The sequence below is a fragment of the Ruegeria sp. P10 genome (assembly GCF_056534925.1).
In genome coordinates this window covers 329,362-354,180 of sequence record NZ_JBQERJ010000003.1, presented here as the reverse complement: position 1 = coordinate 354,180, position 24,819 = coordinate 329,362, and the positions used below count along the sequence as shown (strand labels likewise).

Here is a 24,819-nt window from a genome sequence, read left to right as displayed (position 1 = left end):
GTCTTCCGAGCCTCATGGCAAGAAGCCAACGAAACCGCCCCGGTCCGATTCTAGTTCTGAAAGGCTGCGGCCAGATGGTCGGGCAGATCAAATTCGCTCAACACCCGAGCGCGGCCTTCGGGCGACATCTTGCGGGCCGTTTTTTCAACGATGTTCTGGATTTTCTCGGCCGAGTGTTTTGCGGCAAAGGGCTGGAAATACCATTTCAGAAACACAAAGCAGATCACGTCTTCCAACGCCTGCACTTCCGCGTCGCGCTTGATGCCTTGTTTGCGCAACATGCGCCCTGCGGCCTCGATCTGTTCTGAATCGTAACCTTCGCGGGCCATCAACCCCATGACCACGTCGGAATGGTGTTCGCCCTGCGCCTTGCGCCATGACAGATATCCAACCCGGCCTTCGGGGTATTCACTGCGGGCAAGTTTCCAACGTTCCACATGCTGCCCGCGCGCGGCGATTTGAAGGGCGTCGGAAGCATCCGGAAACAGGCGGCCCAGCTCGGCACTCATGCGTTCGCCATACAACAGTGCCGCGGGGCGGCCCTCGTCTTGGTTGGGGTCATTTGCATTGGCTGCGTCGATTGCGTCCAGAACCGCTTGTTTTTGCGCGCTCATCATCTGCTCCACTGGCTTGCCTGAACTACGAAACCTCGGCGCAGTTCTGTTCTGTATTCGACGTCATGCTAGCGGCTTGCTCAGGGATGTGCATCCTCGAAAATGCAAAACAGCCGGGTCAGAGAGGGGATATCTGACCCGGCTTGGACCTGCGCGTTACTTGGCAGGTTTAACCTGATCCTGCGTGACCGGTTCCGCGATAGGGGACGGGAAGGTCAACGTGCGTGTCAGGTTGCTTGTGTCGATACCCAAAGCCATGGCCGGTGCGGCCAAAATCGTGGCGGACAAGACTGCGGCTGTTATCAGGGGTTTCATGTTTTTCTCCGGTTTGCGTTATGTCGCATAAATAAAATGAACAGTACAGTACAGTTTTCAAGATCGATAATGAACTATTCGGTTTACTTTTTTGCATACCAGTCATTCAGTTTTGAATAGCCTCAGAAGAGGGGGGAATTCCAAACTCGGACCTGCCCAAGGCACCCCGGTCTTGCGACTGCCGCTGCAGACGGGTAAACGCCCCCTAACGTAGATGAGGGAAGCCGATGTCGATTGACCAAAGCACCGCCGCCAAAGTGGCCAAACTGGCCCGGATCAAGGTCGAGGATGACGCGCTGCCGGCGCTGGCATCCGAGTTCAACACCATCCTTGGGTTCATCGAACAGCTGAACGAAGTGGATGTGGAAGGTGTCGAGCCGATGGTTTCGGTCACACCCATGCGCCTCAAGCGTCGTCAGGACGAAGTCACCGATGGCAATCAGCAGGACAAGATTCTGGCCAACGCCCCCGACGCCCGCGAAGGGTTCTTCGCAGTCCCCAAAGTGGTGGAGTAAGACATGAGCGATCTGAACAAATTGGGCCTGGCCGAGGCCCGCGACGCGTTGCGAGCCGGCGACGTCACCTCTGTTGAGCTGACAGAAGCCTGCTTGAAAGCCATTGATGAAGCAGATGCGCTGAACGCATTCGTCCACAAGACGCCCGAGATCGCGATGGAGCGCGCCAAGGCTGCGGATGAACGGATCAAGGGCGGGGACGCTCCGTCAATGTGTGGCCTGCCGATCGGCATCAAGGACCTGTTCTGCACCAAGGGCGTGCCGTCACAAGCCGCGTCGGGCATTCTTGAAGGCTTCAAGCCGGAATACGAATCCACCGTGTCACAGCAACTGGCCGACGCAGGCGCAGTCATGCTGGGCAAGCTGAACATGGACGAATTCGCCATGGGCTCGTCCAACGAAACATCGGTCTATGGCAACGCGGTCAGCCCGTGGCGTCGTGGCAACGATGATGCGCAGCTGACACCGGGCGGTTCGTCGGGCGGGTCCGCGGCCGCTGTGGCCGCCGACCTGTGCCTTGCGGCAACGGGCACTGATACCGGCGGTTCCATCCGCCAGCCCGCGGCTTTTGTCGGGATCACCGGCATCAAGCCGACCTATGGCCGATGCTCGCGCTGGGGCATTGTGGCGTTTGCGTCCTCGTTGGATCAGGCCGGTCCGATGACCAAAAACGTCCGCGACGCCGCGATCATGCTGGAAACCATGTGCGGCCATGACGCCAAGGATTCGACCAGCGCGGACCTGGCCGTCCCGAATTTCGAAGCGATGTTGACTGGCGACATCAAGGGCAAGAAGATCGGTATCCCCAAGGAATACCGCATGGACGGCATGCCCACCGAGATCGAAAAGCTCTGGGCCGATGGTGCCGCGATGCTGAAGGATGCGGGGGCCGAGATTGTCGATATCTCGCTGCCGCACACCAAGTATGCGCTGCCTGCCTACTATGTGATCGCCCCGGCCGAGGCGTCTTCGAACCTCGCCCGCTATGACGGTGTCCGCTATGGGCATCGTGCACAGATGGCGCAGGGTGATGGCATCACCGAGATGTACGAAAAAACCCGCGCCGAGGGCTTTGGCCACGAAGTGCAGCGCCGGGTCATGGTTGGCACCTATGTTCTGTCGGCTGGTTTCTATGACGCCTATTACAACCGTGCCCGCAAGGTGCGCACGCTGATCAAGAAAGACTTCGAAGACGTGTTCGCGGCCGGTGTCGACGCCATCCTGACCCCGGCAACCCCATCGGCGGCCTTCGGTCTGGGCGAAATGACCGAAGCAGATCCTGTTCAAATGTATTTGAACGATGTCTTCACCGTGACCGTGAACCTGGCCGGACTGCCCGGTGTCTCGGTCCCCGCAGGGCTGGACACACAAGGTCTTCCGCTGGGATTGCAGCTGATCGGACGTCCCTGGGAAGAAGGCGACCTGCTCAATACCGCCTATGCGCTGGAAAACGCGGCCGGTTTTGTGGCCAAGCCCGGGAAATGGTGGTAAGCCTCGGGCAACTGAAGCACTAGACACGGAGCCAAACTATGCGCGTTTTGCTTTTGGTCCCCGCTCTTGCACTGGCAGCGGCGTGCACGGATGTCGCACCGCTGACCAGCACGGGTTTCAACACGCCTGAATACCAGGCGCAGCGCGAGGCTCAATTGGCAGGTCAGGGTGCGGCCGGCAACCCTCTGCTGGCCCCGGTCGAAGTTTCACAACAACCGCTGGGCGCCCCTGGTACGGCGCCTGTTGCCACGGGTGAAAACGCGGATATCGCCAACCAGACCGCGGCGGCATTGGCCAGCACATCTGGCCAAAACCCAGCCGCGGTTACGGCGGTTCCCGTGGCGAACACTGGCGCGATTTCGGATGAACAGGACTTTGCCGCCGTGTCCGAACGCCGCAGCATCGAATCCGACGCCGCCCGGATCGAGCAGAACCGCCAGACGTATGAACTCGTGGCCCCGACGGCAGTGCCCGAGCGCACGGCGAGCGGCCAGACAAACATTGTGCAATATGCGCTGAGCACGTCCAATCCGGTAGGTGTGCAACTCTACAGCCGCTCGGGCTTCAACCTTCAGGCCAAGGCTCAGAGGAACTGCGCGCAATTCCCATCCCCTGATCAGGCTCAGATCGAGTTTCTGTCCAATGGCGGCCCCCAGCGCGACCGCAAAGGTCTGGACCCGGATGGGGATGGTTATGCGTGTGGCTGGGACCCGAGCCCGTTCCGCAGTGCCGTCAGCAACTGACCCCCTGAACCCGATCTGGCATCCGTCACCCAATTTTGGTGAACGCCGAGATGGTCTGACACCATCCTTGATCGTGATCCATTACACGGCGATGGACAGCGCGCAGGCGGCTCTGGATCGTCTGTGCGACCCAAAGGCCGAGGTCTCGGCCCATTACCTGATCGGCAATGATGGCACGCTGTGGCAGATGGTACGCGAAGAAGACCGGGCCTGGCACGCGGGTGCCGGAGAATGGCACGGTCGGGCCGACATCAACTCTCGTTCCATAGGCATCGAGCTGGACAACGCCGGCAAGCATCCGTTCCCTGAACCCCAGATGCACCGGCTGGAACAGCTGTTGCGCCAGATAATGCACCGTTGGGCCATCTTGCCAAACGGTGTTATCGGCCATTCGGATATGGCGCCCGGGCGCAAATTTGACCCCGGTCCGCGATTTGACTGGTTGCGGCTCGAGCGCAACCTGCTGGCCGCGCCCCGCGGATATGCCGCTGGTCCGCTAACTGCATCAAAGGGCCAGTTCCGAAGCCTGGCTCGGGCCGCCGGTTTCAGCGCTGATGCAGACGATGATACGCTGTTGCATGCCGTCCGCCTTCGATACCGCCCATGGGGCAGGGGGCCTTTGCAGCAAGCCGACCTCGCTCCGTTGATCCCGCACTCCTGATCCGCCCTTCATCTGGCTGAAAATATCCCGGGGTTGAATTGGCCGCAGGCTAAGAAGGGGCTGGCCCCTTCTCTGAACCATCCACCCTTGACGCCGCCGACCGCAGAGCCTACCCAACTCACGCGCGGAGGGCCGGATGGCCGCTGGGGTCGCAGGGCCCGAGAGGAAAGTCCGGACTCCACAAGACAACGGTGCCGGGTAACGCCCGGGCGGGGCAACCCGACGGAAAGCGCCACAGAAATCAGACCGCCCGGAACCTAGGTTCAGGGTAAGGGTGAAACGGTGGGGTAAGAGCCCACCGCGCCTCTGGCAACAGGGGCGGCACGGCAAGCCCCACCGGGAGCAATGCCAAATAGGGTCCCCGCGCGGGCCGGTCGGCGCAAGCCGATACCGCCGCTAAGCGCGTCTTGGCCGAGAGGGACCGGGTTGGCAGCTTGAGCCGCGCAGCAATGCACGGCCTAGAGGAATGGTCATCGAAGGGGGCAACCCCGGAACAAGATCCGGCTTACAGGCCCTCCGCGCGTATCCGCCTATCCTCCGGGAGGTGTGTAGGAACCGGTCAGCGCCGCCGCTTTCTCGGTTATCGACGTGAACTCGTCTGCGGTCCAGGCGCGAACGGTTTCGATGTTCGTCACTGCACCCGACGCGGCGACAGCCATGCCAACGGCCACGGCGTCTGTCTCATCTGGGGCTTCGCTGATCACAACCACGTCGTTGCTGCCGGTTGTCATGTAGAAGGACAGCAGCCTGCCACCTACTTTTTCCAGCAAGGCTTTTACTGGGCCGGTGCGGTTCTCGGGTTTCTGCAACATGCCTTTGACACCGGCTTGCGAGTAAGATGCGTAAGTAATGAAAATGGGCATTGATACCTCCTGTTACATCAAATCGTTTTAGGGTCTTCAAGTCAGCCGACCCCAGGGCCGTTCAAAATCAGGTGCCAGAAAACAACAGTGCCGTGATGAACCAAAGGCCAGCGCCGATCAGCGCAAAACCTGTCACCGGCACAAGCCACCGGGCTCCGGGCAAAAGTTTTTCCAGCGCGACGTACGCGGCAATTCCGACAATCCAGTAGAGGTTCATGATCCCTCCGACGAAAAGCAGCAGCATCAGTGCCCAGCAGCATCCCAGACAATACGTGCCGTGCAGGATACCGGTGCGGAATGCACCGAATGTTCCGGGTCGGTTGTGATCGGCCAGAAAACGTGCGGGGCTCTGACAGTGGCGCAGGCATGCGTTTTTCAAAGCTGAAAACTGATAGGCGCCAGCCGCCAGCAGGATGCTTCCTGCGAAGACACCCGAACTAATCGTCATCATCGGCCCGTCGGACAACCCGATTTGTTCCAACCCCCATTGCAATGCGGTTGCAATCAGGCTGAACGCCCCCCAGGCCACCAGATAGCCGGATAAAAACCACAGGCTGAACGCAACCGTCCGGTGCTTTTCAGGCCCTGTCCGCTTGACCGCGATGAACAGAAGAACGGCAGGCGCAGCGCTTGGGGTCATCATGGCGATCATCATGACCCACCACATCAGAAAAATCAGCAAGGCATAGCTTGCGCTCCACGCTGCTGCCGGGCCCATTTGCATCGGGTCTCCGACAGGGCCGGCCATCCGGGTCATCTCGACCGCGGACATGTTCATCCCGACGCCAGCTATCGTGTACCAGGTTGCACCGAGGATGATCAGAAGAACGCTTCCCAGAACAATCGCGCTGTCCTGTCTCAGCAACCACTCAACCGTCCCGCCCCGGGGCGATGCGTTCTGTTTGGTCATGGGTGTTCTCTGATTATGCGCCCAAGACGCCATGGCCCGAGATGTTCAGATGCGCCAGATGAGCATGGGTTGCGTCAAAGGTCAGCCGGATCTGACCACCCGTTGTAGTCGCACTGCCCGATGCCGCCTCGGCATGGCGGTATTCAAAGCCATTCGGCAACTGTATCGACGCGCGGTGAGGTGCGCCCGATACGATATGAGGGATCGGATTGACCTCAACATCGAAAACTCCGGTAACTTTGGCGTATCCGCTGCGCTCTTCGCGGTTCCAGTTCAGTTCAATCGGAACAAACAGAGTTTCATGTTTCAAAGGCGCCATGGCGCTGAAGACATACCAGAACGTGGCCATTTCATCAGTATCCTGACCGGTCATGATTGCTTGCAACGCAGCCCGCTGTTCAGCTGTTGCGCTGTCATCAATGATAAGCTGCATCTGACCGTTGCCCTCATGAATTGGTCCCGGCCAATGATAGACCCCTGCCGCCCGAAGACCGCCCAGATCAGTTTCACCGTAGTGACCGCTTTGAATGTCAAAGACCACAACCGCCTCGCAATTGCCGTGTGACGGCAGTACGCTGAACTGACACGGGCAACCAAAGTTGCAATTGCAATTGGCCAGTTCTTCGGCCTGAATAGCCCATTCTGTCATGATAGCCCCCCAAGAAAAGTCGCCTAAAACAACTCTGCTCGTTGCAGGTTTAACGCATTCACGCTGCCTCGGCCTTCGAGCCTGAATTCGGCTTCTTGGATGGGCGAACCTATCACGAATCCGTGATATGTACAAACAAGATCGCAAATTACATGCCTTCCTTGGGCTTTATCATGTGCCGGGCTATGGGCCGGTCGCGTTCAGGTTGAGCACGGTATTCGCGATTGCATTCGGCTGTTAGACTTTCGGAACCAATTTGAAGATATGGGAGGTTGATTATGAGCTTTATGAAAACGCTGGCGTCCGTGGCCATTGGATTTGCTGCGGCCAAGGGCATGGAAAAATATCAGAAGATGGGCGGCATGGCCGGACTGCAAAACATGATGCAGGGTGCCGGCGGTGGTTTTGGCGTGGATCAGCTGAGCAAAATGGCAGAACAATTTGGTCTGCCCGGTGGCGCGTCAGGCTTGCAGGACATGATGAGCAAGATGGGGGTTGGCGGCAGCACAGCCGGAGCCGCTGGTTTGGGTGGGTTGTTGAACGCCATGCAAGGGGCTGCCAAAACTGCCAATCAACACACAGGTGACATGATGGAAACCGTGTTCGGCGGCACGCCCGCGGGTGCAGCGATGGAAGAGCAGGCAAAACTCATGCTGCGCGCAATGATTCAGGCTGCCAAGGCAGATGGTGAACTTGACGAACAGGAAAAGGAAATCATCCTGGGTGAATTGGGCGATGATGTCAGCGAGGAAGAGCGCGCATTCGTGCAAGAGCAGCTGAACGCACCGATTGACGTCATGGGATTGGCGGCTGATTCTGGTGCGCCGCTCAAGACGCAGATCTATGCAACTTCCCTGGCTGCGATCCGTCTGGACAATGCGCGCGAGGCGTCTTACCTGCGGCAATTGTCCACCGCTCTGGGTCTTTCCGACGCGGAAAGGGACCAGATTCACACGTATATGGCCGCGCCAACCTTGCCTAGTTGAACCTGCATCAGATTCCTGTGCCTGTATCATCCGATTGGCCTTGACATAGGCGGTGCAGCGCGTAAAAGCGCACGCTCATAGGAATTCAACCGAAAGGCCCCTGCCTTTTCGGACGCAGGAGATAACCATGGCGAAGCCGACGACAATCAAGATCCGTCTGAACTCGACCGCGGGCACGGGCCACTTCTATGTGACCAAGAAGAACGCGCGCACCATGACTGAGAAAATGACCATTCGTAAATACGACCCGGTCGTTCGCAAGCATGTCGAGTATAAGGAAGGCAAGATCAAGTAATCTGCCATTCCATTTGGAAATTCCGAAAAAGGGCTCTGTTGCACAGAGCCCTTTTTCAGTTCCGGTTTCCTGATTTCGGCGGATGGCAGGCTGCGGCGGTCCGTTGCAGTGGCGCATCAGCGTTTGGGACAATCGCATCCCCTGCGGCTTGCTTTTTATGGGAACCTGCAAGTACGCTTCAGCAAACCGCCACAAAATGTTGACCGCCATGAAAAAAATCTTGTTATCCACAATTGCCGTTCTGACCCTAGCGGCCTGTGAAGACCCGTTTAACCGCGAAGGTGTCGGGTTTACTGGAATCGATGGCGAACCGCGCACGATTTCGGACGTACCCGGGGCCGTCGCCTTTCTGCCAGACGCGACCAACGTTCCGGCAGAGCTGGCGGAACTGCGGACAGTCACGCTTTTGAGTGATGAGGTTGACCCGTCCAAGGTGGCTTCGGTTGCAATAGACAATGGCGGGCAGACGCCAAACACTGCTGTTCAACTGCAAGGAAGCGACACAAACCTGTTCCTCAGCACTGTCAGCGTCAACGGCACCTTATTTGGTGTGCTGCGTACGCGCTCTAACAGTGTGAAGGTCGACAATTCGGTCGGTGTAGGCTTTGCGGAAGAAGCAGAGCGTTTTACCGGCTGTCTGCCGGCTGGTCAGGTCTACCGCAAAGGCACCTCGGAAAAGAGCTCGGGCTTTGCCGTTCCGCTGAATTGCAGCTAACAGATTTCTCTCTCAAGTCCAAAACCCCCGCCGAATTCGGCGGGGGTTTTTGTTTGGTTTACGGCAAACAAAAAGGCGGACCCGTAAGGCCCGCCCTTGGAAGTCGGCTATCCCGGTCGCTTATTCTCGATTGCCAAACAGTTGCAGCAGGAACATGAACATGTTGATAAAGTCCAGATACAGGCTCAGCGCGCCCATGATCGCGGCTTTGCCCAACCATTCTTGATCGCCCGAATGGGCCATTTGCAGATAGGTGTTTTTGATGTTCTGCGTGTCATAGGCTGTCAGGCCGGCAAAGATCAGTACGCCCAGAACCGAGATCGCAAACGCCATCGCCGACGAGGCGATGAAGATATTCACGATCGAGGCGACAATCAGGCCGATCACACCCATGATCAGGAATGTGCCCATTGCCGACAGGTCTTTCTTGGTCGTGTAGCCATAAAGCGACAGACCGGCAAAGGCGATTGCAGTGATCAGGAACACCTGAATGATCGATTCACCGGTGAACACAAGGAAAATCCAGCTGATCGAGACACCCATGACCGCAGCAAAGGTGTAGAACACCAGCTGAGCAGCCGCGGCCGACATACGATTGATCCCGGCGCTAAAGCCAAAGACAAACAGCAGCGGGGCAAACATGATGACCCATCTCAGAGGCGACGCAAACAGCGAGTAACCAAACGACGTCAGGTACTTGCTTTCGCTCAGTTGAGCGGCGGCTGCCGACGGATCGGTTGTGGTTGCCAGACCGGCAATTGCCCAGGCCGCTGCAAAGGTGATCAGCATGCCGACGGACATCGTGCCGTAGACTTTATTCATGTGGGCGCGCAGGCCCTGATCAATCTCGGCGGCGCGCGCGCCGGATGCCGTCCGGATCGTGTCGAATTGTGCCATCAAAGGGTCTCCCTAGTCGTCAAGTTACAGCGCCCCGGCAGAGCGGGGCGGTTTTCCCTCTAAATATCGGCAACAAGGGGCTGTGTTTCAAGAGATTCCGGGCGAAAACCGACTAAAACACGCAACAAAAATGCCAACAGGCGACTCACGGTCGCCCATCGCCATAAAAATATGAGAGTCACAGTTACCTTTTCCAGAATTGAGGTGCATCCCAGAAAAAGCGTTTTGCTTCTGCGGATGCTTCCTCGCGGGTGACTCCGATATCGTCCAGCACGGCGGCATCCAGCTGTGCCAGCTTTCGCCGCTGTCTGGACAGTTCGAACGCTTGTGAGATCAGGGACACCAAAGAACGTTTGGCTGGTTTGCAGGGATTATGGATTGCGAGTTGAGTCATAACGTGTCCTTTCCGAATTTTTGATGGTTTCGATGGGTGTCATCAATTTCCTTGATTGATATGGGTGAGTATGACATATTTTTAAAACGAATATTATTGATGGAACGCATAAGGAATCGTGAAGATGCGAAATCTGGACATTACAACCCTGCGATCTTTTGTGGCGGTGGCGGATCAAGGCGGTGTAACCCGCGCCGCCGGATTTCTGCACCTGACGCAGTCTGCGGTGTCCATGCAGCTGAAGCGGCTGGAGGAGCTGCTGGGCCTGGAGTTGCTGGACCGAAGCGGCAGGACAATTGCATTGACCGCATCCGGTGAGCAGCTGCTGGCCTACGCGCGCCGCATGATTGCCCTGAATGACGAGGTAATCTCAAAACTCACCGATCAGGCCTTTGAGGGCGAAGTGGTTCTGGGCGTTCCCCATGACATCGTCTACCCCGCGATTCCCCGGGTCCTGCAACGGTTCAATGCCGATTTTCCCCGCGTCAGGGTGCAGTTGGTGTCGTCCTATTCACTGCAATTGAAAGACATGTTCAAGCGGGGCGAATGTGATGTGATCCTGACGACCGAACCGTCTTCGGCCGATGGCGCAGAGACCATCGCAGAGCTGCCGTTGCGCTGGATCGGCGCGCCGGGCGGGTCCGCATGGCGCAAGCGCCCGTTGCCTCTGGCGCTGGGGCGGCGCTGCTTGTTCAGACCGCAGGTCATATCGGCACTGGATGCGGCCGGAATACCGTGGGAGCTGTCCGTTGAAACCGAAAACGACCGTACCATAGAAGCCACGGTCAGTGCCGATCTTGCGGTTCACGCAATGCTGGACGGAACCGAGGCCGCACATCTTGAACAGATCGACTCGGGTGGGGCCCTGCCGGATCTACCTGCACACATGATCAACCTCTACGGTGGCGAGCAGGGCCGGGATGCGGTTGTCGAAGCTCTGGCACAGTTGGTGCGACAGAACTTCAGATTGCTGGGCGGTACCCAGTTGCGGGCTGTGGTTGGATGATCGCGATCAGGGCGTGATCACAATCTTGCCCGTCGACTTGCGCTTTTTCAGCAACTGCATTGCATGTGCGACATCTTCAAGGGGCAGAACATGACTGATATGCGGTTTAATCCTGCCCTCAGAATGCCACTTGAACAGGGTGTCAAAACTGTTGCGCACAGCTTCGGGGCGGAACTTCAGATAGCCGCCGATATACACCCCGATCACGGTCAGGTTTTTGACCAGCAGATGATTGGCCGGAATCTGCGGGATATCGCCCCCGGCGAATCCGATGGGCAGCAAACGCCCTTCGGGATTGGTGGCCCTGAATGCGGCCTTGAACACATCCCCGCCGATGACGTCATAGACGACATCTGCGCCACCCAGCGATTTGACCCGCTCGCGCAGGTCTTCGGAAGCATCGATCAGATGATCGGCACCAGCGGCACGGGCAACGGCAAGCTTGTTCTCGCCGCGCGCCTGCGCGATGACCGTGGCGCCCATGAGCTTGCCGATTTCGACGGCAGTCAGGCCGACGCCTCCCGCTGCGCCGGTGACCAGAAGGGTTTCACCCGGTTGCAGGCGTGCCCTGTGATCAAGGGCCATGTGACTGGTGGCATATGCGATCTGGATGGCAGCGGCGTCTTCGAATCCGGTGTCGTCCGGCAGCACGATCGCACGATCCGCGTCGAATACACCGTACTCGGCCAACCCACCCTGACCGGAATAGACTGCGATCCGGTCGCCTGGGCTGAGTGTTGAAACGCCGGGTCCGACTGTCTCCACGATACCGGCGATCTCCATGCCCAGGGTGAAAGGGGCAGGTGGCGTGTCCTGATACGCGCCCGTCTGCATCAGCAGATCGGCGAAATTCAGGCCGCAAGCTTTTATCGCGACCCGCACCTGACCTTCGCCCGGCTCGGGTATTTTCACGTCACAAAGCTGGGCAGGCGCCCCGTCGGATGGAATGCAATAGGCCCGCATATTGTTCCTCAAGAGTTTCCGACATAGGCGCGTGCGCCGTCAGAAAAGTCAATCCGTTTGCTGCGCGGGCTCAAAAGGCACCCGATTTTGAAGGAGGATTCAGTTGCAGGAAAACGGTTCTGTAAAGGCTTTGGGTAATACAACCACAAATCCCTGTCAGGGGCGTTCGATTCAACCAGCTTGAAAAAAATCTCAAAACCGGCATTATAGATAATCAGTGCTGTAAACGGGGGGCGGTACAGTCCGTATTAGGGAGCGGTTAAGGGGAGCTCTCTAAAACTGCGATATCGGACGTCGCAAAATCCCGTGCAGATGTTTGTGTAGTATAGGAGAATACCAATGACTCATCACGTCGATGTCCATGTGGGCAAGCGCGTTCGGCATCGCCGCTGGCTGATTGGGATGACCCAGCAGCAGTTGGCGCAGCAAGTTGGTATCAAGTTTCAGCAAATCCAGAAATATGAGACCGGTGCCAACCGAATCAGCGCATCCCGCCTGTGGGACATCGCCGAGGCGCTGGATGTTCCGGTCAGCTTTTTCTTCGAAGGTCTGGAAGAAGCCCAGAAAGGCGATGCGGACAAGAAATCCGTCCCTGCCGACTTGATGGGTGACAAAGAGGCTTTGGATCTGGTGCGCTCTTACTATGCGATTCCGGAAAATCAGCGTCGCCGCCTGTTCGAGCTGGCGCGGGTTCTCAGCGACGTTGCCTGACTGACTTGACTTTGTCGCGGATTGCTCGCACCTCAGGGTCATGCAACCGACGACACAGAGCGATATCGAAATTGCCGAAGAAATGGCCGAAGCTGCGCGTGAGGCCATACTCCCCTTTTTTCGTCAAACAAATCTGGAAACTACGAACAAGCTGGCCGATGGGTTCGACCCGGTCACAGTGGCTGATCGTGCGGCTGAACAGGCGATGCGGGACGTTCTGGCGCGGCGGCGCCCGGATGACGGTGTGCTGGGCGAGGAGTTCGGCGCGCATACGGGCACCAGTGGCCGCACCTGGGTACTGGACCCCATCGATGGGACCCGCGGGTTTATCAGCGGCACGCCAACCTGGGGTGTTCTGATTGCGCTGAGTGATCAGGACGGGCCTTTTATGGGTGTAATCGATCAGCCGTATATCGGAGAGCGCTTTGTCGGATCGTCTTCCGGTGCTCACATGACCGGTCCGCAGGGCACCAGAAGAATGCAAACGCGCGATACCAGGGCGCTGGATCAGGCGACTTTGTTTACCACGTTCCCTGAGGTTGGAACCCCGAAGGACCGCGCAGGGTTTCAGGCGGTGTCCGAGCAGGTACAGCTGACGCGCTATGGAATGGATTGCTATGCCTATGCGCTTCTGGCTGCCGGGCAGGCGGATTTGGTGATCGAGGCGGGCTTGAATTCCTATGATATCCAAGCGCCGATTGCCGTTATTCAGGCGGCCGGCGGTATTGTGACCGATTGGCAGGGCGGCCCCGCACATCAAGGCGGCCGGGCCCTGGCCGCAGCAAACGCTGACCTTCACGCCGCAGCGCTTGAGATACTCCGCCAATTCTGAATTCTGTTGCCCGGCGCATCAAAGCCAACTACACCGGTGATGGCCGGTTCTTGCGCCCGTTTTCCACCGGCCGACGCACTTCTTGCATGAGACGGGCAGATGCAGGAGCGCGAAATGACGGAAACCCTACTCAAGAATGCTGATCTGATCCTGACGATGGACGAGTCCCGGCAGGAATTGTCCAAGGCCGATATTCTGGTCCGCGACGGGCAGATTGCCCGGATCGGGCAGCGACTGGAAACACAGGGTGAGGTGCATGATGTTTCAGGTTGTCTGGTGACGCCTGGCCTGGTGAATACCCACCACCATCTTTACCAAACCCTGACACGGGCGGTGCCGGGCGGGCAGGATGCGCTGCTGTTTGGGTGGCTGCAAACGCTCTATCCGATCTGGTCGCGTTTCGGGCCGGAGGAAATGTTCACCTCGGCTCAGATCGGTTTGGCCGAACTGGCGCTGTCGGGGTGCACGCTCAGTTCCGATCACCTTTACCTCTATCCCAACGGCGCGCGGCTTGAGGATACGATCGCGGCCGCGTCCGAGTTGGGGATGCGGTTTCATCCGACACGCGGCGCGATGAGCATCGGCGAGAGCGACGGGGGCTTGCCGCCGGATCACCTGGTGGAAAACGAAGCCGCTATTCTGGACGACATGGTACGTGTCGTGGACGCGTTTCACGACCCGTCGGAGGGGTCCATGTGCCGCGTTGGCCTTGCCCCGTGTTCACCATTTTCCGTCAGCCGCGACCTGATGCGCGATGCGGCGTTGCTGGCGCGGGACAAGGGCGTGATGTTGCATACCCATCTGGCCGAGAATGATGAGGATATCGCCTATTCGCAGGCGCAATTCGGCTGCCGCCCGGGGCAATATGCCGAGGAACTGGGCTGGACCGGCCCGGATGTCTGGCACGCCCATTGCGTCAAGCTGGACGGGGCCGAGATTGATCTGTTCTCGCGCTCGGAAACAGGCGTGGCCCATTGCCCCTGTTCAAATTGCCGCCTCGGATCGGGTATCGCACCGGTGCGGGCGATGCGCGATGCGGGTGTCAAGGTCGGCCTCGGCGCCGATGGATCGGCCAGCAATGACAATGGCAACCTCATGCTTGAGGCGCGCCAGGCCATGTTGCTGCAACGGGTCGCCAATGGTGCAGATGCCATGTCGGCCCGCGAAGCGCTCGAGATCGCGACGCGCGGCGGCGCGGATGTGTTGGGACGTTCCGATTGTGGACGGCTGATGCCCGGAAAACGAGCCGATATTGCTGTGTGGGATACCCGCGGCATCGAAAGCGCGGGCAGTTGGGATCCGGCGGCGCTGCTTCTGGCGGGGCCGATGTCTGTGAAACATCTGTTCGTCGAAGGCCGCCAGATCGTGCGTGACGGGCACATAACGACCATCGATCTGCCCCGCGTGATCGAACGCCAGAACACGCTTGCCCGGGCGTTGCAGGCCTAAGCCGCCTGTTGTCCGCCGATCCAGACCTCAGCCACGGCGCGATCATCGCCCATCATGATGGTTGGGAAGATCGCTTCCCAAACATCTTCTGCATGGGCCTCGCGCTGGGCGATGGCGGGGGTCGAGGCGAGGTCGATTACCACCAGATCCGCCTCCATCCCCTGAGCGATGTTGCCGATGCAGTCGTCCATACGCAGGCTTCGGGCGGATCCGACCGTGCCCAACCACAGCAATTGCGCCGGATGCAGGGGACGGCCGCGCAATTGGCCGATCTCATAAGCGGCGGCCATGGTGCGCAGCATCGAAAAGCTGGACCCGCCGCCGGTATCCGTGGCCAGACCGATCCGGTGGCCATCATGGATCAGCCCGTTCATGTCAAACAATCCCGATCCGATGAAGGTGTTCGACGTGGGGCAATGGATCAAAGAGGCATCGACCTCGCGCAGCCGATCCCGTTCCCGGTCTTCCAGATGGATGACGTGGCCATACAGGCCGTTCTGGCCCAACAGGCCGAATTTCTCGTAGGTATCCAGATAATCCCTTGCTTCAGGGAACAGGGATCGAACCCATTCGATTTCATCTGTTTGCTCGCTCAGGTGGGTTTGCATGAGACAATGGGGATGCTCGGCCCAAAGCGCGCCCATGGCCTCGAGCTGTTCCGGGGTCGAGGTCGGTGAAAAGCGCGGCGTGATCGCATAGGACAAGCGGTCGACGCGATGCCATTTTTCCAGCAGGGCGGCGGATTGGTCGTAAGCCGTCTGCGCGGTGTCGCGCAGCCCTTCGGGCGCGTTCCGGTCCATGCAGGTCTTGCCGGCGACGACACGCTGCCCACGCTGTTGCGCCGCGGTGAAGAAGGCATCGACGCTTTCAGGGTGAATCGTGCAAAAACTGCACATAGTCGTGGTGCCGTGGGCGGTCGTCAGGTCCAGATACCGGTTGGCGATCTCGGTCGCATAGTCGAAATCGCCGAACTTCATCTCTTCCGGGAAGGTGTAGGTGTTCAGCCAGTCGATCAGCCGTTTGCCCCAGCTGGCGATCATCGCAGTCTGTGGATAATGCACATGTGGATCGACGAACCCAGCCATGATCAGGCGCGTTCCGTGATCCTTCGTAACCGCGTCAGGATGGGCTTTATTCAGCGCATCGGCGGTGCCGACCTCTGCAATTCGCCCGTGTTCGATCACGACCGCTTCGTCCAGCCGGGTCGCCTCGGTCGGCTCTCCGTCGAAGGGTGATCCTGTGAAACTCAGAACACGCCCTTTCAAAAGCGTCTTTTGCGCCATTTTCCCTGTTCTCCACCTGTTTGGAACCGCACACCAGCATAGGCGGACGAAAGAAGTGGGTAAATCGGCGCATTGTCATTGTTTTCCGGTAGCTGCTTCTTCTATTTAAGGGCAAATCGTAAAAAAGGGGCAGAGCATGACGACAGGCAGAGACGAAGCCGGACACGATCAGCCCCGGGATGAAGACGCCTATGCGTTGGACCCCAAGGCAGTAGCGGCAATTCTGTACGCGGTGGACATAGACGACCGCGACAAGCTGGTTGAGTTGATGGAGCCGCTGCACTCGGCCGACATTGCCGACCTTCTTGAACAGATCAATCCGTTTGACCGGGCGCGCCTGATCCGCCTGTATGACAAAGAGTTCGACGGCGACATCCTGTCTGAACTGGATGAATCGGTTCGTGAAGAGGTGATCTCGGTTCTGAACCCGGATGTTCTGGCCGAAGCCGTGCGCGAGATGGAAAGCGACGATGTCGTTGACCTGCTGGAAGACCTTGAGGAACCGCAGCAGGAAGCCATTCTGGACGCATTGGAGGTTTCCGAAAGGATCGCAGCCGAGCAGGCACTGTCCTACCCCGAGAACTCGGCCGGTCGTCTCATGCAGCGGGAAGTCGTCATGGCGCCGGAACATTGGAGCGTCGGGCAAGCTATCGACTTCATGCGCGCCAATGACGATTTGCCCGAGCAGTTCTATCATGTCGTTCTGGTCGATCCGCGCCTGAAACCGGTTGCTCAGGTGACGTTGGGCAAGCTTATGGCGGCGCGTCGTGAAGTGCCGCTGATTGATCTGGCAGAAGAAGAGTTTCACATCATCCCCGTCGATCAGGATGAGGAAGACGTGGCTTATGCCTTCAACCAGTATCACCTGATCTCGGCCCCGGTGGTGGATGCAGATGGTCGTTTGGTCGGTGTCATCACCATTGACGACGCGATGGTCGTTCTGGATGAAGAGCACGAAGAGGACATTCTGCGTCTTGCCGGTGTTGGCGACGAAAGCTCGTTGTCTGACAGTGTGGCGGCAACCAGCCGGCGAAGGTTGCCCTGGTTGGCGGTGAATCTGTGCACGGCGATTTGTGCCTCTTTGGTGATTTCGCAATTCGAGGCGGCAATTGATCAATTGGTCGCGCTGGCCATCCTGATGCCGATCGTTGCGTCAATGGGCGGCAATGCAGGAACACAATCGCTCACCGTGGCGGTGCGTGCGCTGGCGACGCGCGACCTGACAAATTCGAACGTGATGCGCGTTATCAGGCGGGAACTGCTGGTGGGGATGCTGAATGGGCTCTGCTTTGCCATCGTGTTGGGGACCGTGGGGATGCTGTGGTTCGATTCCCCGCTGCTGGGTGTCGTGATCGGGTCGGCCTTGGTCGTGAATATGATCATCGCCGGGTTCGCAGGTACGGTAGTACCGGTGGTGCTGGATCGTCTGGGAATTGACCCGGCTCTGGCTTCAGGAACCTTTGTGACAACCACGACGGATGTCATGGGTTTCTTCATATTTCTTGGGCTTGCCAGCGTGGTGCTACTGTGACCGATCTGACCGATATCAAAGCCGCAGCGCGCAAAGCGGCATTTGCCCGCCGCAAGGCCGCGTTTGATGCCCGCTTGCCGGGCGCAGCCGGGCGCTTGTCCGAGGTTCTGGCAGGCTATCGCGGCGTGCCCCTGTCAGGTTACATGCCGATCCGGACCGAGATCGACCCGGTGCCTGCGATGGCCGAAGCATCGGCTTATGGCCCGGTGGGGGTACCTGTCATTCAGACAGCCGGTCAGCCGCTGAAATTCTCTCGCTGGACGCCGGACGGTGTGCTTAAGGACGGCCCGTTCGGTGCAAAAGTGCCCCAGGTGGATGACTATTTCGAACCCGAAATTCTGATCGTTCCACTGGTCGCCTTCGACGCAAATGGTGGCCGCCTGGGGTATGGCGGCGGGTTTTATGACCGAACGCTGGAAGGTCTGCGCGCCAAACGCCCGACGCTTGCCATCGGTTTTGCTTTTGATGCGCAAGAGGCTGCGGACCTGCCGCTCGAGCCAACCGACCAACCGCTGGACATGGTTGTCACGGAAAGCCGCGTGCTGACCTTCTAGCTGCTACTGTTCGAAATGGCTGCGCAAGTAATCCCAGGCATCCACCTCGGTGCCGTCCTTCAGGATGCAGACGCCATAGACACTGCCGTCTTCGTTTTTACGAAGCTGGTAGGTCCCGTCGTTTTCAATGCAAAAGGTCGCAGCGGGGTTGGGCATGGATGTCTTGGTGCCTTCAGCAGCGGCAGCAGTTGCCGCCAAAAGGCAGCCGGTCAGAACAATTGACGACTTCACGAAGAATTCCTTCTGTATTCAAGAGACGTATCGAAACATTGCCACGGCAGAATTTGATTTCAACCCCCAAGTCTGCCGTTAATTTCACGCTTCCGCCTTGTTATTGCCCAGTACAGCCCCTACGACCCGGATCATGAGGATTCTGTTTCTTGGTGATGTCATGGGGCGCGCGGGACGCGCTGCCGTTCAGCAGCATTTGCCGCGCCTGCGCGACGAATGGCGGCTGGATTTTGTCGTGGTCAATGGCGAAAACGCGTCGAACGGCATGGGGCTGACCGGAGATCACGCCAGGCTGTTGCTCGACGCCGGAGCGGATTGCCTGACGCTGGGCGATCATGCGTTCGACCAGAAAGACATGCTGCAATTCATCGAGAAGGAACAGCGCATCATACGACCCATCAATTTCGCCAAAGGCGCGCCGGGGCGGGGTCATCGGCTGTTCACGGCCCCGGGGGGGCGCAAGGTTCTGGTGGTTCAGGTGCTGGGTCAGGTCTTTATGAAACGCCCGTTCGACGATCCGTTCTCGGCTATCGAACCGATCCTGAAATCTCATCCCAGAGGCGGGCAGGCGCAGGCGATCATCGTGGACATGCATTGCGAGGCCACGTCCGAGAAGATGGCGATGGGGCACTACTGCGACAAACGTGCAAGCCTTGTGGTAGGAACGCATACCCATGTCCCGACGGCGGATTCCCAGATTCTGCCGGGGGGCACTGCGTATTTGACCGATGCGGGCATGTGCGGAGATTACGATTCGGTCATCGGCATGGACAAGCAGGAGCCCATGCGCCGGTTCATCACCGGCATGCCCAAGGCGCGCTTTACCCCTGCAAACGGCGAAGCCACACTAAGCGGCGTGTTCGTGGAAACCGATGATCGTGACGGACAAGCCAAAACCGTGCGCATGGTGCGCGTCGGAGGGCGCCTGGAACAAGCCGGGCCCGAATAGTCATCGTCAGGCTTGCTCTGTCGGGCGCAATGCGTGAAACTGCATGTCATCAGGCGCTTGGGCCCGGGTTCGGACAGAATACCACGAATGAATTTCCTTTCACTGACAGACACAGGAAGCGCAGTTCTGGCGCTGGTCATCGTTGCGGGCATGTTCATCATGTTCCTGCGCGAGGTTTATCCGACCGAAGTCGTGGCCATTGGCGGTGTCTCACTGATGCTTGTAACCGGCATTCTGCCCTATCAGAGTGCGCTTGCAGTTCTGTCCAACCCGGCACCCTGGACGATTGCCGCGATGTTCATCATCATGGGGGCTTTGGTGCGGACCGGAGCCCTGGATTCGTTCACCTCGACCGCGCAAAAGCAAGCTCAGGTGAACCCGCGTGTCGCAATCGCTTTGCTCATGGGGTTTGTCGTGCTGGCCTCGGCGGTGGTTTCGAATACGCCAGTAGTCGTGGTGATGATACCGGTCTTTGTGCAAATCGCCCGCACCCTGAATGTTCCCGCGTCCAAATTGCTGATTCCGCTGAGTTATGCGGCCATTCTGGGCGGCACGCTGACATTGATTGGCACGTCCACTAACCTGCTGGTCGATGGTGTGGCCCGCGCGCAGGGGATGAAACCCTTTACGATTTTCGAAGTCACGCCGCTGGGGATCGCGCTGGTGATCTACGGCATGATCTATTTGCGGTTCATCGCGCCGAAACTGTTGCCCGAGCGGGACAGCATGGCGTCGCTGCTCAGCGACCGGTCCAAGATGAAGTTCTTTACCGAGGCCGTCATTCCGCCGGACAGCAACCTGATCGGGCGCGAAGTGACCGGCGTGCAGTTGTTCAAACGCCCCGGCGTGCGTCTGATCGATGTCATCCGGGGGGATGAGTCGTTGCGGCGCAACCTGAAAGGCGTCGAACTTAAGGTCGGCGACCGGGTGGTTCTACGCACCGAGATGACCGAGCTTCTGAGCCTTCAGCGCAACAGGGAACTCAAACGCGTGGATCAGGTATCGGCCGTTGAAACCAAGACGGTTGAGGTGTTGATCACGCCCGGATGCCGTCTGGTGGGTCGGACCCTTGGGATGATGCGGCTTCGGCGTCGTTATGGCGTTTACGTGCTGGCGGTGCACCGCCGCAACCAGAATATCGGTCGTCAACTGGATGACTTGGTGGTCAGGGTTGGGGATACGCTGCTTTTGGAAGGTGCCCCGGCGGATATCCAGCGGCTGGCGGCGGAAATGGACATGGTGGACGTCACCCAGCCATCGGCTCGTGCCTTCCGTCGCAGCCACGCACCGATTGCGATTGGGGCTCTTGTAGGGATTGTTGCCCTTGCCGCGCTGGGCATTGCGCCCATCCTGTTGTTGTCGATTGTGGCCTGCGCCGTGGTTCTGCTGACCCGTTGTATCGATGCGGATGAGGCGTTTTCTTTTGTGGAAGGTCGCCTGTTGGCGTTGATCTTTGCGATGCTGGGCATAGGGGCTGCGCTTGACAGCTCGGGCGCGGTTTCTCTGATCGTCGAGGCCGTTGCGCCGGGGCTCAGTGTCTTGCCGCCATTCCTCATTATCTGGGCGATTTACCTGCTGACCTCGGTGCTGACGGAACTGGTTTCCAACAACGCCGTGGCGGTTGTGGTCACCCCGATCGCCATCGGTTTGGCGCAGGCGGTCGGAATAGACCCGCGTCCGCTGGTCGTCGCGGTCATGGTGGCGGCCTCGGCATCTTTTGCAACTCCGATCGGATACCAGACGAACATGATGGTCTATGGCCCCGGAGGCTACAGGTTCACCGACTTCATGAAGGTGGGTGTGCCGCTGAACCTGACGGTCGGATTGTTGGCGTCTCTGCTGATCCCGTTGATCTGGCCGTTATGACATCGGCGCAGATTTGCCGCTTTATCCGCGGCGTACTTGTAAATGTCAGATGAACAGCAATCTTTTGTAGAAATATTACTTTAAGGGGTACTGCCATGCTGACATTCGGCCGCACCATGTTTCCTGCGGTTGCTTTCGCCACCGTTTTGAGCGGCGCATCGCTTGCCGGAACCGTCGAAGGAACTGCAACCTACCGAGAGCGTATTGCGCTTCCGCCTGACACGACCTTGTTCGTCGAGCTTCAGGATATCTCATTGGCGGATGCGCCGGCCGAAACGCTTGCCGCGCAGAGATATGCTCTGACCGGAGTTCCGGCGCAGTTCGAACTGACTTATGATGACGCATTGATTCAGGACGGGCGCAGATACGCCGTGCGTGCTTCGGTCATGCAGGGGCAAAAGCTGTTGTTCACCACGGATACCGTTTATCCGGTTCTGACACATGGGGCCGAGAATTCAGCTGACCTGCTGATGATACAGGTGCAACACCAAGATGCTGCGATGCTGGAAAACACCGAATGGGTCGCTTCGGGCCTCAATGGTGCGGCTGTCGAGACAGAGAAACGTCCTGAACTTGCTTTTGGGCAGGGAGGGGCATTTTCAGGCAGCGGAGGTTGCAACCGGTTCAGTGGCCAGGCCGAGATTTCTGACAATCGGATTGCGTTCCCGGACAATATGGCTGCAACGCTCATGGCTTGCCCGCCCCCGCTGGATGAGGTCGAGCGGCAGTTTCTCAAGGCGATGCAAAGTGTCACGACCTTCGCGATGCAAGGCAACGCGCTGGCCTTGCTGGATGCTCAGGGTGAGTCGGTGATCAAAATGATGCGCAAGTAATAGGGCAGGGCTGTCACGCGATGGCCCTCGATCGTCCGGCGTTGCGACCCGAAAAGATGCAGCCGCCCAGGAAAGTTCCCTCAAGCGCGTTGTAGCCGTGATAGCCACCGCCTCCGAACCCGGCGACTTCGCCGGCTGCGAACAGGCCCGGCACAACCTGACCGTCGGCGCCGATCATCTGACTGTCCAGATTGGTCTGCAAACCGCCCAGTGTCTTGCGGGTCAGCACGTGCAGCTTGACCGCGATCAGCGGGCCATTCCTGGGGTCCAGGAACTTGTGCGGTTTGGCGGTGCGGATCAGCTTGTCGCCGCGATAGTTGCGCGCCGCCAGGATCGCCATCATCTGCGCGTCTTTTGAGAACGGATTGTCCACCTGTGAATCCCGTGCTTCGATCTGGGCGCGCAGATGCGCCTCGTCGATCAGACCCCTGCCCAGGTGGTTCATGCCACTCACCAGTTCGGTCAACGTGTTGGCGACGACAAAATCCTCGCCCTTTTCCTTGAACGCCTCGACCGGGCCGGTGGCTTTCGACCCCGACAGGATGCGCTGCCGGATCACTTCCTTCCAGCTGCCTGATGTGAAATCGGGGTTCTGTTCAGACCCGGACAGGGCGAATTCTTTCTTGATCACCTTCTGTGTCAGGACGAACCAACTGTATTCATAGCCGGTGTTCAGGATTTCGCGCAGGGTGCCCAGCGTGTCGAACCCGGGCAGGCAGGGGGGCTGCAACCGGTTTCCGCGCGCGTCGAACCACATCGAGCTGGGACCGGGCAGAATGCGAATGCCATGGTCGGGCCAGATCGGATCCCAGTTGCGCACGCCTTCGGTGTAATGCCACATGCGGTCTCCGTTGATGACATGGCCACCGGCCTTTTCGCTGATGGCGATCATCCGACCATCCACATGGAAGGGCACACCCGCCACCATGTCCTTGGGCGGTTCGCCCAGGCGGTCGCGGGGCCAGTTCTGGCGCACCATCTCGAAATTGCCACCGATCCCGCCCGAGGTGACGATGACGGATGGTGCATAGACCTCGAACTCGCCCACCTCGTCACGGTTGGTCTTGCCGCCGCGTGGGGCCGCATCATCGGCCAGAACCTCGCCCGAGACGCCCTTGGCCTCGCCGTTCTGCATGATGATATGGCTGACCTGATGGCGGAACTTCAGCTGGATCAGGCCGGCGCTGACATGGTCGCGGACCCGGCGGATGAAGTGTTCCAGTACGCCGGGTCCGGTGCCCCAGGTGATGTGAAAGCGCGGGACGGAATTGCCATGCCCGTTTGCATAAGACCCGCCACGTTCAGCCCAACCCACGACCGGAAACCAGCGCAGGCCCATGTCATGCAGCCAGGGGCGCATTTCACCGGCGGCGAACTCGATATACGCCTCGGCCCATTTGCGGGGCCAGGTGTCTTCTTCGCGGTCAAACTGCGCGCTTCCGATCCAGTCGCGCAATGCCAGATCGTGGCTGTCGCGGATACCCATGCGGCGTTGTTCCGGCGTGTCGACCATGAACAAGCCGCCCAGGCTCCAGAAGGCCTGGCCGCCCAGAAAACCTTCTGGTTCCTGATCGAGTATGATTACCTTCTTACCTCGGTCGCCCAGTTCGGCGGCGGCGGCCAATCCGGCCAGACCAGCACCGATTACGATCGCATCAGCAGTGTTGTTTGTCATAACGGTCCTTTCAGCGCCTGCGGAACCAGACAAGAAACGGCAGAACCACGGCGTACATCGTAATGCCATAAACTGCCGAGGGCAGGGCCAGCGGGCTGAACCCGCTTTCGGTATTCGTGATCAGCGCCGCCAGTGTAATGCCCAGCGTGGAGTTTTGAATTCCGGTTTCGATCGAGATCGTCTTGCACTCATTCCAGGACAGGTTTGATATCCGCGCCAGCCCGAGCCCGATGAACAGCAGGGCGATATTCAAAGAAATCAAACCTGCGCCCATGATGCCAAGATTGTCGACGAACAATTGCCAGTTCCCGGCCAGTGCCGCGGCAACGATCAGCACGAACAAAACGGTCGCGAGCGTCGACAATCCCGGCTCTACGCGGTTTGCAAACCCTGTTGCAAAGTTGCGAATTCCGACCCCGATGGCCACGGGCAGCGTTGTTATCAGAAACAATGCAACAGCCAGACCGGTGATCGAAACCTCGGGGGCTTCGTCGCCCATGAAGTGCCTGATCGACCACGCGGCCAGTATTGGCACGGTCACCATCGACAAAAGGCTGATCACGGCGGTCAGGCTGACCGAAAGCGCGACATCGGCTTTGGCGAGCTTGGAGAGGATGTTGCTGGTTACGCCGCCCGGGCAAAAACTGAGCAGCATGAAACCAACCGCGATCTCGGGGGGCAATGCAAAGATTTTGACCGTCACAAAGGCCGCGACTGGCAAGAGAACAATCTGGCTTGCCGCCCCGATGGCAAAGGCGCGTCGTCGGCTCAGGACACGACGGAAGTCTGCCACCTCCAGCCCGATGCCCAGAGACAACATGATAATGGCAAGCGACACCGGCAAGCCGACATTCAAAAGCAAATCCAAGGACAACTCCTCCCAAAGTT

Annotated in this window: 28 protein-coding genes and 1 other RNA gene; 17 read left to right on the top strand and 12 right to left on the bottom strand. The window is 58.8% G+C overall.

The window, feature by feature from the left end; translation table 11 throughout:
- Positions 1–50 precede the first annotated feature (50 nt).
- A complete protein-coding gene (locus ACR0FB_RS07650) occupies positions 51–614 on the bottom strand; it encodes a DUF4202 domain-containing protein (protein WP_480619949.1) in 564 nt (187 codons plus the stop codon).
- A 156-nt stretch (positions 615–770) separates the two neighbouring features.
- Positions 771–929: a hypothetical protein gene (locus ACR0FB_RS07645; protein WP_170343617.1), complete on the bottom strand. Its 159-nt coding sequence runs from the start codon at positions 927–929 to the stop codon at positions 771–773.
- A 227-nt stretch (positions 930–1,156) separates the two neighbouring features.
- On the opposite strand from ACR0FB_RS07645, the gene gatC reads away from it, so the two are divergent.
- From gatC to rnpB, 5 genes are all read left to right on the top strand, one after another.
- Entirely contained in the window at positions 1,157–1,444 is a 288-nt protein-coding gene (gene gatC, locus ACR0FB_RS07640) for an Asp-tRNA(Asn)/Glu-tRNA(Gln) amidotransferase subunit GatC (RefSeq protein ID WP_117868236.1), read from the top strand.
- A gap of 3 nt (positions 1,445–1,447) precedes the next feature.
- Positions 1,448–2,935, top strand: coding sequence for an Asp-tRNA(Asn)/Glu-tRNA(Gln) amidotransferase subunit GatA (gene gatA, locus ACR0FB_RS07635; protein ID WP_171630817.1), 1,488 nt, complete (start codon positions 1,448–1,450; stop codon positions 2,933–2,935).
- A 38-nt stretch (positions 2,936–2,973) separates the two neighbouring features.
- Positions 2,974–3,678, top strand: a complete 705-nt coding sequence (locus ACR0FB_RS07630; RefSeq protein WP_171722861.1) for a hypothetical protein — start codon at positions 2,974–2,976, stop codon at positions 3,676–3,678.
- Positions 3,629–4,339 (top strand): N-acetylmuramoyl-L-alanine amidase, encoded by a 711-nt coding sequence (locus ACR0FB_RS07625; protein ID WP_480619947.1) that lies wholly within the window; start codon positions 3,629–3,631, stop codon positions 4,337–4,339. The genes ACR0FB_RS07630 and ACR0FB_RS07625 overlap by 50 nt, the downstream gene beginning before the upstream one ends.
- Before the next feature lie 124 nt (positions 4,340–4,463).
- Positions 4,464–4,863, top strand: an RNA gene (gene rnpB, locus ACR0FB_RS07620) — RNase P RNA component class A.
- 6 nt (positions 4,864–4,869) lie between these two features.
- Here rnpB and ACR0FB_RS07615 read toward each other — a convergent pair.
- From ACR0FB_RS07615 to ACR0FB_RS07605, 3 genes are all read right to left on the bottom strand, one after another.
- Positions 4,870–5,202 (bottom strand): GYD domain-containing protein, encoded by a 333-nt coding sequence (locus ACR0FB_RS07615; protein ID WP_480619945.1) that lies wholly within the window; start codon positions 5,200–5,202, stop codon positions 4,870–4,872.
- A gap of 67 nt (positions 5,203–5,269) precedes the next feature.
- The gene (locus ACR0FB_RS07610) at positions 5,270–6,112 is read right to left on the bottom strand and encodes a DUF2182 domain-containing protein (protein ID WP_210092664.1); all 843 of its coding nucleotides are present in this window, start codon (positions 6,110–6,112) and stop codon (positions 5,270–5,272) included.
- Between the two features lie 13 nt (positions 6,113–6,125).
- A complete protein-coding gene (locus tag ACR0FB_RS07605) occupies positions 6,126–6,761 on the bottom strand; it encodes a DUF1326 domain-containing protein (protein ID WP_210092663.1) in 636 nt (211 codons plus the stop codon).
- A gap of 278 nt (positions 6,762–7,039) precedes the next feature.
- Here ACR0FB_RS07605 and ACR0FB_RS07600 point away from each other — a divergent pair, with 278 nt between their 5' ends.
- The 3 genes from ACR0FB_RS07600 to ACR0FB_RS07590 all read left to right on the top strand — a co-directional run bounded on the left by ACR0FB_RS07600 (position 7,040) and on the right by ACR0FB_RS07590 (position 8,757).
- On the top strand, positions 7,040–7,747 hold the full coding sequence (locus ACR0FB_RS07600) for a DUF533 domain-containing protein (protein WP_480619943.1): 708 nt from the start codon (positions 7,040–7,042) through the stop codon (positions 7,745–7,747).
- A 127-nt stretch (positions 7,748–7,874) separates the two neighbouring features.
- A complete protein-coding gene (gene rpmG, locus ACR0FB_RS07595) occupies positions 7,875–8,042 on the top strand; it encodes a 50S ribosomal protein L33 (protein WP_037309480.1) in 168 nt (55 codons plus the stop codon).
- A gap of 208 nt (positions 8,043–8,250) precedes the next feature.
- On the top strand, positions 8,251–8,757 hold the full coding sequence (locus tag ACR0FB_RS07590; protein WP_171630828.1) for a hypothetical protein: 507 nt from the start codon (positions 8,251–8,253) through the stop codon (positions 8,755–8,757).
- Positions 8,758–8,877: 120 nt separating this feature from the next.
- Here ACR0FB_RS07590 and ACR0FB_RS07585 read toward each other — a convergent pair whose 3' ends face one another.
- Positions 8,878–9,654 carry a Bax inhibitor-1/YccA family protein gene (locus tag ACR0FB_RS07585; protein WP_171630830.1) on the bottom strand — a complete coding sequence of 259 codons (777 nt, stop codon included), beginning with the start codon at positions 9,652–9,654 and terminating at the stop codon, positions 8,878–8,880.
- 184 nt (positions 9,655–9,838) lie between these two features.
- Positions 9,839–10,048, bottom strand: coding sequence for a DUF1127 domain-containing protein (locus tag ACR0FB_RS07580; protein ID WP_171630833.1), 210 nt, complete (start codon positions 10,046–10,048; stop codon positions 9,839–9,841).
- A gap of 124 nt (positions 10,049–10,172) precedes the next feature.
- On the opposite strand from ACR0FB_RS07580, the gene ACR0FB_RS07575 reads away from it, so the two are divergent.
- Positions 10,173–11,054, top strand: a complete 882-nt coding sequence (locus ACR0FB_RS07575) for a LysR family transcriptional regulator (protein WP_171630835.1) — start codon at positions 10,173–10,175, stop codon at positions 11,052–11,054.
- 6 nt (positions 11,055–11,060) lie between these two features.
- Here ACR0FB_RS07575 and ACR0FB_RS07570 read toward each other — a convergent pair whose 3' ends face one another.
- Positions 11,061–12,017 (bottom strand): NADPH:quinone oxidoreductase family protein, encoded by a 957-nt coding sequence (locus ACR0FB_RS07570; protein WP_480619941.1) that lies wholly within the window; start codon positions 12,015–12,017, stop codon positions 11,061–11,063.
- A 339-nt stretch (positions 12,018–12,356) separates the two neighbouring features.
- On the opposite strand from ACR0FB_RS07570, the gene ACR0FB_RS07565 reads away from it, so the two are divergent.
- From ACR0FB_RS07565 to ACR0FB_RS07555, 3 genes are all read left to right on the top strand, one after another.
- Complete coding sequence (locus ACR0FB_RS07565; RefSeq protein WP_152458749.1) at positions 12,357–12,728, top strand: helix-turn-helix domain-containing protein; 372 nt, start codon at positions 12,357–12,359, stop codon at positions 12,726–12,728.
- 40 nt (positions 12,729–12,768) lie between these two features.
- On the top strand, positions 12,769–13,560 hold the full coding sequence (hisN, locus tag ACR0FB_RS07560) for a histidinol-phosphatase (RefSeq protein WP_171205361.1): 792 nt from the start codon (positions 12,769–12,771) through the stop codon (positions 13,558–13,560).
- Positions 13,561–13,674: 114 nt separating this feature from the next.
- Complete coding sequence (locus ACR0FB_RS07555) at positions 13,675–15,009, top strand: 8-oxoguanine deaminase (RefSeq protein WP_480490695.1); 1,335 nt, start codon at positions 13,675–13,677, stop codon at positions 15,007–15,009.
- On the opposite strand, the gene guaD is transcribed toward ACR0FB_RS07555, so the two are convergent.
- Positions 15,006–16,292, bottom strand: coding sequence for a guanine deaminase (gene guaD, locus ACR0FB_RS07550; protein WP_171630843.1), 1,287 nt, complete (start codon positions 16,290–16,292; stop codon positions 15,006–15,008). The genes ACR0FB_RS07555 and guaD overlap by 4 nt on opposite strands.
- Positions 16,293–16,428: 136 nt before the next feature.
- On the opposite strand from guaD, the gene mgtE reads away from it, so the two are divergent.
- Together mgtE and ACR0FB_RS07540 are read left to right on the top strand one after the other, a co-directional pair.
- Positions 16,429–17,823 (top strand): magnesium transporter, encoded by a 1,395-nt coding sequence (gene mgtE, locus ACR0FB_RS07545; protein WP_171630845.1) that lies wholly within the window; start codon positions 16,429–16,431, stop codon positions 17,821–17,823.
- Positions 17,820–18,377, top strand: coding sequence for a 5-formyltetrahydrofolate cyclo-ligase (locus ACR0FB_RS07540; protein ID WP_480490691.1), 558 nt, complete (start codon positions 17,820–17,822; stop codon positions 18,375–18,377). Before mgtE ends, ACR0FB_RS07540 begins: the two co-directional genes overlap by 4 nt.
- A 3-nt stretch (positions 18,378–18,380) precedes the next feature.
- On the opposite strand, the gene ACR0FB_RS07535 is transcribed toward ACR0FB_RS07540, so the two are convergent.
- Entirely contained in the window at positions 18,381–18,608 is a 228-nt protein-coding gene (locus ACR0FB_RS07535; RefSeq protein ID WP_224853568.1) for a putative hemolysin, read from the bottom strand.
- A gap of 133 nt (positions 18,609–18,741) precedes the next feature.
- On the opposite strand from ACR0FB_RS07535, the gene ACR0FB_RS07530 reads away from it, so the two are divergent.
- The 3 genes from ACR0FB_RS07530 to ACR0FB_RS07520 all read left to right on the top strand — a co-directional run bounded on the left by ACR0FB_RS07530 (position 18,742) and on the right by ACR0FB_RS07520 (position 22,256).
- Positions 18,742–19,557, top strand: coding sequence for a TIGR00282 family metallophosphoesterase (locus ACR0FB_RS07530; protein WP_480490689.1), 816 nt, complete (start codon positions 18,742–18,744; stop codon positions 19,555–19,557).
- An 87-nt stretch (positions 19,558–19,644) separates the two neighbouring features.
- Positions 19,645–21,423, top strand: coding sequence for an SLC13 family permease (locus tag ACR0FB_RS07525; protein ID WP_171630849.1), 1,779 nt, complete (start codon positions 19,645–19,647; stop codon positions 21,421–21,423).
- A 95-nt stretch (positions 21,424–21,518) separates the two neighbouring features.
- Positions 21,519–22,256, top strand: coding sequence for a YbaY family lipoprotein (locus tag ACR0FB_RS07520; RefSeq protein WP_480619939.1), 738 nt, complete (start codon positions 21,519–21,521; stop codon positions 22,254–22,256).
- A 13-nt stretch (positions 22,257–22,269) separates the two neighbouring features.
- On the opposite strand, the gene ACR0FB_RS07515 is transcribed toward ACR0FB_RS07520, so the two are convergent.
- Positions 22,270–23,931, bottom strand: a complete 1,662-nt coding sequence (locus ACR0FB_RS07515; RefSeq protein ID WP_480619937.1) for an FAD-binding dehydrogenase — start codon at positions 23,929–23,931, stop codon at positions 22,270–22,272.
- A gap of 10 nt (positions 23,932–23,941) precedes the next feature.
- Positions 23,942–24,799: a bile acid:sodium symporter family protein gene (locus tag ACR0FB_RS07510; protein ID WP_171722870.1), complete on the bottom strand. Its 858-nt coding sequence runs from the start codon at positions 24,797–24,799 to the stop codon at positions 23,942–23,944.
- Between the last annotated feature and the right edge of the window lie 20 nt (positions 24,800–24,819).